Here is a 1,884-nt window from a genome sequence, read left to right on the forward strand (position 1 = left end):
CCCATATTCATCGCCATAATCATATCCATCGGTGTGTTACGAGATGAAAGAAAGATAATCGGAGTTTTTGAGGATTCCCTAATTTTATTACACCAGTAAAATCCATCAAATGATGGCAGATTAATATCCATTAACACAAGCTGAGGATTTTCTTTTAGAAATATTGATAATACTTGGTCAAAATCCTCTACTTTTACGGTATCAAATCCCCACTTTTCTATCGTTTCTGCCATCATCTCTCTAATGGTTCTTTCGTCTTCTATAATCATAATTTTCATCGTGATTCCCCCAAAAGCTCGTATTATAGGTATTTTGTGTTATATCTTATGTGCTCATACGACTATTCCAAATTACAATGGCATAATCGTCTATATCACATTATAGTGGAAAAAATAAAGAAARAAGGGACATTTATTTTAAGATGACAAAACTGTAAGGTTAGCCTAAGAAACTGTAAGGTTATTGAAGGGTTACATCCTATAGAATATAACCTGTAAGAAGAAAATAACTTCTTTAATGGAGGAATTATATATATGAAAACAATAGTAGATGCAAAAAAAATCAAAAAAATGTATGGGGCAAAAGGACATACATTTACTGCATTACATGATATTGATCTAACTGTTCGCGAAGGTGAATTTGTTGGAATTATGGGACCTTCCGGTGCCGGGAAGTCCACACTTTTGAATATTTTGGCGACCATAGATCAGCCGACGTTCGGTGAGATYTTGATTGATGGGACRAGCATMCTAAAYATGAAAGAAGAACAAYTATCYGCATTCMGKCGKGATAAACTCGGYTTCATTTTTCAAGATTACAATTTGTTAGATACGTTAACAGTRAARGATAATATTTTGCTACCACTCGCATTAGCAAAAATGAATGTTCAGGAAATAGAGAACAGAGTCAACGAAATTTCGGATCGTTTTGGTATTCGTTCTATCTTAGATAARTACCCGTATCAAATTTCAGGKGGRCAGAAACAGCGTACAGCTGCTTCACGCGCGATGGTATCTAAACCAAGCTTGATATTAGCGGACGAGCCGACTGGCGCACTCGATTCAAAATCTGCAACAGACTTATTGGAAAGCTTGCAAGACTTAAGTCAGGAAGATAAAGCGACCATTTTGATGGTAACACATGATGCATTTGCAGCTAGCTATTGCAAACGTGTGATCTTTATTAAAGACGGTACCCTGTTTACCGAACTAGTAAAAGGAAACTCTTCCSGCAAAGAWTTTTTCMAAAARATATTAGATGTATTGTCCATTTTTGGAGGTGGTACAAGTGACGTTATTTAGTCTAGCCCAAAAAAATATTAAAGGAAGTTTAAACAACTACCTTCTTTATTTTTTCTCCATGGTAATTAGTGTTGTGATTTTCTACACTTTCAATTCACTATCGCATATCTCAGAAATTAAAAATGCTGTTAATGCTATAGATACTGACATGTCACAAACCAATTTCGTGATAATAGGATTCGTAGTGGTTTTCATTGGATACTCTAATGCATTTTTCACGAAAAAACGAAAAAAAGAAGTAGGTCTGTACTCCCTACTCGGCGTAAGAAAAAAATTTATAGCAAGAATGCTGTTTTTTGAAAATGTAATTATCGGAGCTATCACTTTATTATGTGGGCTCGTATTAGGTATCATATTCTCCAGATTATTTAACATGTTGCTCCTTAAGCTCGTAGGTGCTCCGGTCGATGTAAGTTTTAGTATTCCTATGGAAGCAATTATGACTACTACTATTATATTTACGGTCATTACCATCTTTACATCACTTCAATCGTATTTTTTAATTTATCGCTTTAAATTAATTGAATTATTTCAAGCAGATAAAAAAGGCGAGCAAGTACCGAAAGCATCTATCGTTTCTGCC

At 34.7% G+C, this 1,884-nt stretch carries 3 protein-coding genes; 2 read left to right on the forward strand and 1 reads right to left on the reverse strand.

The genetic code is table 11. The features are described 5' to 3' along the window. The coding region (locus AC1DJR_RS28325) for a response regulator (protein ID WP_477004080.1) at nucleotides 1–278 on the reverse strand (278 nt) is incomplete at its 3' end. 255 nt (nucleotides 279–533) lie between these two features. On the opposite strand from AC1DJR_RS28325, the gene AC1DJR_RS28330 reads away from it, so the two are divergent. Then, nucleotides 534–1,301 carry an ABC transporter ATP-binding protein gene (locus tag AC1DJR_RS28330; RefSeq protein WP_477004081.1) on the forward strand — a complete coding sequence of 256 codons (768 nt, stop codon included), beginning with the start codon at nucleotides 534–536 and terminating at the stop codon, nucleotides 1,299–1,301. Then, nucleotides 1,288–1,884 (forward strand): ABC transporter permease (locus tag AC1DJR_RS28335; protein ID WP_477004082.1); only part of this gene is annotated, 597 nt, incomplete at its 3' end. The genes AC1DJR_RS28330 and AC1DJR_RS28335, both read left to right, overlap by 14 nt.

The sequence above is a fragment of the Bacillus sp. 05T31 genome (genome assembly GCF_056396725.1).